The following is a 6,612-nucleotide window of genomic DNA, read 5'->3' as shown; positions in this document are numbered from 1 at the left end:
CACTACCAAAGTGTTGGAAAAACATGTCTATTTGTCAAACCTCAAAAAACCAGTATCTGGTTAATCAACAGGCGTGGTTTAATAGAGTAGACTGACCAGAAAGAGGCTGATGCATGTTGAAGCGCAACACCCTGCTAACGTTGTCCGTTATAACGCTCTTCCTCTACTCCGCGGACTCTGTTATGGCAGCCGACAAGACATCCAAGTTCCGCGTCTATCAGGATACTACCATGCTGCTGGAGACGTCCGATTACAAGTCCGCCGAAAATTACGCCAGGAAGCTGGCGGACAGCCACGTCGAAGAGATCGGCTCCCGCAAATGGGTATGGCACAACTACCCCCGATACAAGGTATACCAGAACGGCAACAGCTCGTCCAAATGGGAATATGCCAGCTTGGATCAGGCAATACGCGAAGCGTCCAATTGGGGACATGCCAGCGTACGCGACCTGCAATCCGGCGGCTGGGTATGGAACAATTACCCGAAGTACCGCGTCTACCAAGGCGACGATAGTACGAAGGATTCCTGGATCTTTGACACGTTGAACCAAGCGATCGCCGAAGCGAAAAAATGGGGCAATGCCCATATCGTCGAGCTTGGCACGCATCGCTGGGTATGGGACAACATTCCGGCCAGCCGCAAGACGGAGCTGCGCAGCGGCAGCAAAATTTATCAAGTCTATCAAGGTACATACTCCGCTGAGAATTGGAAGTTTGCTTACATAGAAGATGCCGTAAACGAATCACTTCGCTGGAGCGATTCGAAGATTGTGAACACCGAAACGGGCAAGGTCGTATACTCCAACGTCAGACCGTATAAAGTGTATCAGTTCGAAAAGCTGCTGAATTCGTTCCTAAGCATTGACGAGGCGGTCGCGTACGCCAAGCAGTTCGATCATACCCGAATCACCGATGACGAAGCGGCGGGACTTGAAGGCACCGCACGCGTCATATGGAATAATTATCCTTATTATCAAGTGTTTAAAAAAGACAAAAGGATGGCGGACTTCTCTACAATTGGCGCCGCTTTATCCTACGCCATGGGCTATTCCAACACCTCCATTCGGCTGTATGACGACGGGTCCAGCATCTGGAACAACCTTCGCGATCTGCAGTTCTGGGGCTGGAACGGAAGCTCCAGCGACGCCATGATCCGTAGTCAGGTGAGCAATACCTCGGGGCTGGATGTTGTCTCCCCCACCTACTTTCAGCTCGCCGACGGTTCAGGCAATTTGACCGATAGCTCGAACAAAGAAACCGTCGCTTGGCTGAAGAAGCAGGGGTATTCCGTCCATCCGCTTGTCAACAATCAATTCGATACGGCGATGACGACGCAATTTCTTGCCTCGGCGCAGGCCCGCAGCAAGTTCATTTCCGTGCTGGTCGATAAAGCCGTCGCCATCGGGGCGGACGGGCTGAACATCGACTTCGAGAGCGTCGCAGGCACGGACCGCTCCGCCTTCACGACGTTCATGAAGGAAATCGCGGATGCGGCCCATCAGAAAGGACTTGTCATCTCGGTCGACCTGCCCAGAGGAAGCGCCGCATGGAATGCAAAAGCCGCGTTCGAGCACGAGAAGCTCGGTCAGATCGTCGACTACGTCATCACGATGACCTACGACCATTATTGGAAAGGCAGCACTGAACCGGGTTCCGTGGCCGGCCTGCCTTGGGTCGAACAAGGCGTACAGGAATTTCTGTCCTACGGCATTCCGCGCGACAAGCTGATCATGGGAATTCCGTTCTATGTCCGGGAGTGGAAGATTGACACATCCGGCAAGCTGGACAGCAACCGCGCGCTGCTGATGAAGGACTTGACCGGCCTCATCGCTTCCAAGCAAGCGAAGCTCAGCTGGGATAACCGCTTCAATCAGTATAAGGTTGAGTACGAGCAGGACGGCTTCAATAACGTCTTCTGGCTGGAAAACGAAGAGACCGTCAAAGCGCGGATCGACATTGCCAAAAAGTACGAATTGGCTGGCGTGGCCGCTTGGCGCCTCGGTTACGATTCGAAGGAACTATGGAATATGATGATCCAGCAGAAATAAAAGCAAATAGGCAAAAGACCGCCGGACTCGTTCGGCGGTCTTTCCTATGAGATAAGACTTAAGACTTTTTGAGCAGAGACACAATCTCCTGCAGCTGCTTCTCGATATCATGCGGTGTGTAACCGAACCATGTATCGAGATTCAACATGTACACCCGGTTGTTTTTGACGGCAGGCAGATTCGCCCATAGCGCGGTTTTCGAAATTTCATCCAGCCGCTTCTTGGAATCGTCATCGCCAAAAGTCGACACGAACAAATAATCGGAGGCATACTCCGGAAGCTGCTCCAAGGATACCGGAACAGCCCAGAAGTTCGGGTCCTTCTCGATTTCTTTCTTCACCGGTGGCGGAGGCGTCAGCTCCAGCGCCTTGTAGATGGTGAAGCCGAAATTCCGCACACCGTATACGTAAATTTCCTTCGGGCGAATGTTATAGATCGCCGCCGTTTTTCCCGGTTCGATGACGCTCTGAATCTGCTCCCGCACCGCTTGGAATTTAGCACGGAACGCCTTGCTCCAAGCTTCGGCTTCACTCTGGCGGTTCATGATATCGCCCATAACCTTGACATGACCGAACACGTCGTGATTCATCCACGGAACGACGACCGTCGGAGCGATTTTGGACAACTTATCGTACGCCTCCTGTTCGACGTCCCCAGCGATGATCAGCTCCGGCTGGAGCTCCAATATTTTTTCGGAATTGTATTTTCCGGCTTCGCCGATATTTTCAATCCCTGCCGCTTTCTCTCCGAGATCCTTAATGAGATTGGCCGGGCCGCCAAGAGGCTTGACGCCAATGGACAGCAGCTGGCTGACATACTGGAGCGTAACGACCTTTTCCGGCTTAACGGGAATTTTCGCCTCTCCCATCGCATGCTTGTAGACGCGCTCCGCCGCCGGTTTCGCGCTGGAACTATCGGCGGAAGCGGCCTGCTTGGCATCGGGTGAATTGGCCCCGCAGCCTGCGATCACGATCAGGATTAGCAAAAACACGGCGATGCAGGTAAGCTTTGATTTTCTCACCTTAACGGCTCTCCTCCAAACCACTACTTGGGTGCTTTTGATTTATTTTGCTCTCGCAAGCAAATAAAGAAAATACGGCGCGCCGATGATCGCGACGACAATTCCGGTAGGAATTTCCGTAGGCTGGATAATGACTCGTGCAATCGTATCGGCGACGATCATCAGCAGGCCGCCGACCAAGGCCGAGGCGGGAAGCAGTATTTCGTGCCTCGGACCGATCAGACGCCGGGCCAGATGCGGACCAAGCAAGCCTACAAAGCCGATGGCTCCGCCTACCGCGACGCAAGCGCCGGCAATACCGACGGAAGCGGCAAGCAGGCCGAGCCGTTCCTTCTCAACAGGAGCGCCCAAGCCGGTCGCCATCTGTTCCCCGAGATTGATCACATTAAGTACTCTGGCTTTGTAAAACACATAAGGCAGCAGCACGATCAGCCACGGCAGAAGAGAGGTGACAAACTTCCAGTTCGAACCCCAGATGCTTCCCGCCAGCCAGACGGCGACGAACTGGTAATTTTGCGGGTTCAACCGCAGCGTCAGCACCACCATTAAGGCGCTGATGCCTGCTGCAACGGCAATCCCGGTAAGAACCATTCTTGTCGGCGACAAGCCCTCGTGCTTCTTGTAGGCCAGTCCGTAGATGATGGCCGCGGTGATGGCCGCCCCGACGAAAGCGAGAATCGGCAGTAATAAAACCGGCGCCGCCGTCTTCGACGGGAAGAACGAGATAAAGAGCACGACCATCAAGCCTGCGCCGGCATTGATCCCCAGAATACCCGGATCGGCGAGCGCATTACGGGACAGCCCCTGCAAAATGCATCCCGAAACAGCCAGTCCCGCGCCGATCAGCACCGAGATGACGATGCGGGGAAGCCGGAAATCGAACAAAATGAGCTCCTGCTTCGTCGTACCCGCACCGAACAACGTTCGGATGACATCGAGCGGCGACAGCCGGGTGTATCCGGTGTTCATGCTGACGAGAAAAGCAAGCACAATCAGCACGCCAAGAACAGATAAAACCGTAATGGCCTGAATTTTTTTGCGGCGTTCCGTCGCTCCCATTTTCATTGCTTCCATCTACAGTTCCCTCCTCTGCTTGCGCGCCAAGTAAAGGAAGAACGGAACCCCGATCAAGGCGATCAATGTGCCGATCGGCGTCTCATAGGGCGGATTGATCATTCTCGCCCCGATGTCGGCAATGACCATGAGCAAGCTGCCGAGCACTGCTGAGCAAGGAATAATCCAGCGGTAGTCGACGCCGACCAGCGACCGGGCAATATGCGGAATGACGAGCCCGACAAAACCGACTGCGCCGACCGCGGAGACGGCCGTGCCTGCAAGCACCAGCACGACAACAGTGCAAGCCAGCTTCACCCAACCTGTACGCTGGCCCAGTCCGGTCGCCACTTCATCGCCAAGACTCAGCAGAGTAATGGACCGGGAGAGCAGCAAGGCAGCGATCAGAGCGGCAATGATCCATGGAGTCATGATTTTGAGCTGGAACCACTTCGTCCCGGCTACCCCGCCGGCATACCAGAAAGCGAGATCCTGTCCGATGTTGAAATAAATCGCGATCCCCTCGCTGAACGCAATAAGAAGGGCCGCGACCGCAGACCCAGCCAGAGCGAGCCGGACCGGCGTCAGACCGTTTTTGGACATGGAACCTACCCCATACACCATAACCGCCCCGATTGCAGCGCCAAGGAAAGAATACAAAATTAACTGCATGAACGGCATACCTGGAAAAAAGGCGAAGCAGATAGCAAGCACGAATCCCGCTCCGGCATTCAAACCGAGCAGCCCTGAATCGGCAAGCGGATTTCGGGTCATCCCCTGCATAATCGCTCCCGCAACGGCGAAGCAGGCGCCGACGAGCGCCCCGGCAAGCGCCCGCGGAAGACGCAGCTCTTGAATGATCTGATGCTGGGTAATGTCCGGATTAAACTGAAACACGGCTTCCCATACGGTGGAAAGCCGGATATCCGCCGCACCGACGGAAACCGAAAAGGCCAGCCCCAGTAGCAAGACAGCAAGTCCCGCAAACAAAACAATCGTTGCCGTTACCGGCCGGGACCGCAGCTTCGGTGTGGATTGGGGCGCAGCCTCCGTATGTACGTTCATGACAACCATCCTTATCTTTGCTGGTATGAAGACTATTTTGTCTCGAGAATCATGATACTGATAATCATTATCAGTAAATGATTATACATGCAATATGCATTTCCGTCCATACTTTCAAGCAAGTTTTAGATAATCATGCCAGCGAAGTAAGCAGCAGCGAATTATAAATTTCCTTCGATCGCAATTTCATCCACCTGCTCCAGCGTTGCGATCACCCATCGACTTACATAATCAATAAATTCAGCGCTGGATGGGTTACTGATCGCTAGTTTAGACCAATGGTTCAGAATCACTTTCCATTCCGACTTACGAATGAAATTCATGCCCGTGTCATCAAAATTCTCAAAGTCTTTCTCCTTACGTGGATATACCTCCTTGATTCCTTCATATAAAAGATGAAAGTCCTCACGATATATCCATAAGCCAACACCCAAATTTTCACGCCAATGCCCCTTCTCATCTTCGGCATAAGGGTACAAACCATAGCCAATTTTCCCATCACCATGATGATGAAATTGCCGTACCTCGATGATCTTTTCTTTTTGGGTAATATGAAGCGTCAAAGCGGGATGCCCCATATGCTCTTTCAATTGCAAGACGATTTTCTCAAATTGCTTCTGTCTGCTGTTATCTTCCAAGCGATTATAAAAGCTGCATTTCAATAAGAAATGTCCACTCCGTTTCTGTTGCTCCGTCCATTGAAAAAGAAACAATTCTTTAGTCGTTCGGTCTGGTTTACCTGCATTGATCCATTCGAAAAAAGCCGTTTCCTCTTGTACAGCTGTGATAGAAAAACCCGTCTCAACAAGAAAGAAGTGGGCCGTGCCGAAATACGCTATCAAAAACGATTTGATCCGTCGTTTTTGTTCGTGAAGTGTCAAATAAGATGTGCAAGCCATTTCAGTGTCGTGACGCAATTATGTAACTCCCTTCTGACCGTGGTCATCAGAATTCCAACTGATCAAAAATCTTTACAAAAATCTTTGCAATATTCCGGGCATCATCCATTCCCCGATGGTGTGTGCCGTCTAGCGGCAGCTTAAGCATATCAAGCGCCCTTACCATACCTACACCCCGCTCCTTGCCAATCAACTTGCCGTGTTGATGTTTGATACTGATATGATTAGCAAGCCATTCCGTACTTATCGTATGTAGTTCACAATCCTTCGTTAGTTGACTTTTATCGTAAAAACCCCAAGAACATAGGATATAATCTTCTTTGCCAATCCAATCTTGAAATTGTTGAATGGCTTGCGGAAAATATTCTGCCTTATTCACATCATCTTGTGTAATGGAGGTTAGTTGTTTGCAAAAATCAGATAACCAAGGATTTAATATCGGTTTAATAGTAACTATTCAGGTATCTTATAAACGCCCAAAATCTCTGCTGTACGCGGCGGAGATTTTTTTGTAAACTTGTTCCAT

Annotated in this window: 6 protein-coding genes; 1 reads left to right on the top strand and 5 read right to left on the bottom strand. The window is 51.6% G+C overall.

The annotated features are described in order from the left end of the window. Positions 1-113: 113 nt before the first annotated feature. Positions 114-2,048 (top strand): glycosyl hydrolase family 18 protein, encoded by a 1,935-nt coding sequence (locus NLX71_RS25755; RefSeq protein WP_254366634.1) that lies wholly within the window; start codon positions 114-116, stop codon positions 2,046-2,048. Positions 2,049-2,106: 58 nt separating this feature from the next. Here the strand turns inward: NLX71_RS25755 and NLX71_RS25750 are convergent, their stop codons facing one another. The 5 genes from NLX71_RS25750 to NLX71_RS25730 all read right to left on the bottom strand — a co-directional run bounded on the left by NLX71_RS25750 (position 2,107) and on the right by NLX71_RS25730 (position 6,525). Beyond that, positions 2,107-3,069, bottom strand: coding sequence for an ABC transporter substrate-binding protein (locus tag NLX71_RS25750; RefSeq protein ID WP_254366633.1), 963 nt, complete (start codon positions 3,067-3,069; stop codon positions 2,107-2,109). Positions 3,070-3,111: 42 nt separating this feature from the next. After that, positions 3,112-4,134 (bottom strand): FecCD family ABC transporter permease, encoded by a 1,023-nt coding sequence (locus NLX71_RS25745; RefSeq protein ID WP_375377972.1) that lies wholly within the window; start codon positions 4,132-4,134, stop codon positions 3,112-3,114. Positions 4,135-4,143: 9 nt separating this feature from the next. Next, complete coding sequence (locus NLX71_RS25740; RefSeq protein ID WP_254366631.1) at positions 4,144-5,187, bottom strand: FecCD family ABC transporter permease; 1,044 nt, start codon at positions 5,185-5,187, stop codon at positions 4,144-4,146. A 161-nt stretch (positions 5,188-5,348) separates the two neighbouring features. Continuing rightward, positions 5,349-6,104 (bottom strand): hypothetical protein, encoded by a 756-nt coding sequence (locus NLX71_RS25735; protein WP_254366630.1) that lies wholly within the window; start codon positions 6,102-6,104, stop codon positions 5,349-5,351. A gap of 28 nt (positions 6,105-6,132) precedes the next feature. Continuing rightward, complete coding sequence (locus tag NLX71_RS25730) at positions 6,133-6,525, bottom strand: 3'-5' exonuclease (protein WP_309248992.1); 393 nt, start codon at positions 6,523-6,525, stop codon at positions 6,133-6,135. Positions 6,526-6,612: the final 87 nt, after the last annotated feature.

It is taken from the genome of Paenibacillus sp. MZ04-78.2 (assembly GCF_024213375.1).
Taxonomy (GTDB): domain Bacteria; phylum Bacillota; class Bacilli; order Paenibacillales; family NBRC-103111; genus Paenibacillus_G.
This window is presented reverse-complemented; position numbering and strand designations above follow the sequence as displayed.

Coding starts and splice junctions, on each gene's coding strand:
- NLX71_RS25740 (WP_254366631.1), bottom strand. CDS start 5,187: ATGAACGTACATACGGAGGCTGCGCCCCAATCCACACCGAAGCTGCGG.
- NLX71_RS25755 (WP_254366634.1), top strand. CDS start 114: ATGTTGAAGCGCAACACCCTGCTAACGTTGTCCGTTATAACGCTCTTC.
- NLX71_RS25745 (WP_375377972.1), bottom strand. CDS start 4,134: ATGAAAATGGGAGCGACGGAACGCCGCAAAAAAATTCAGGCCATTACG.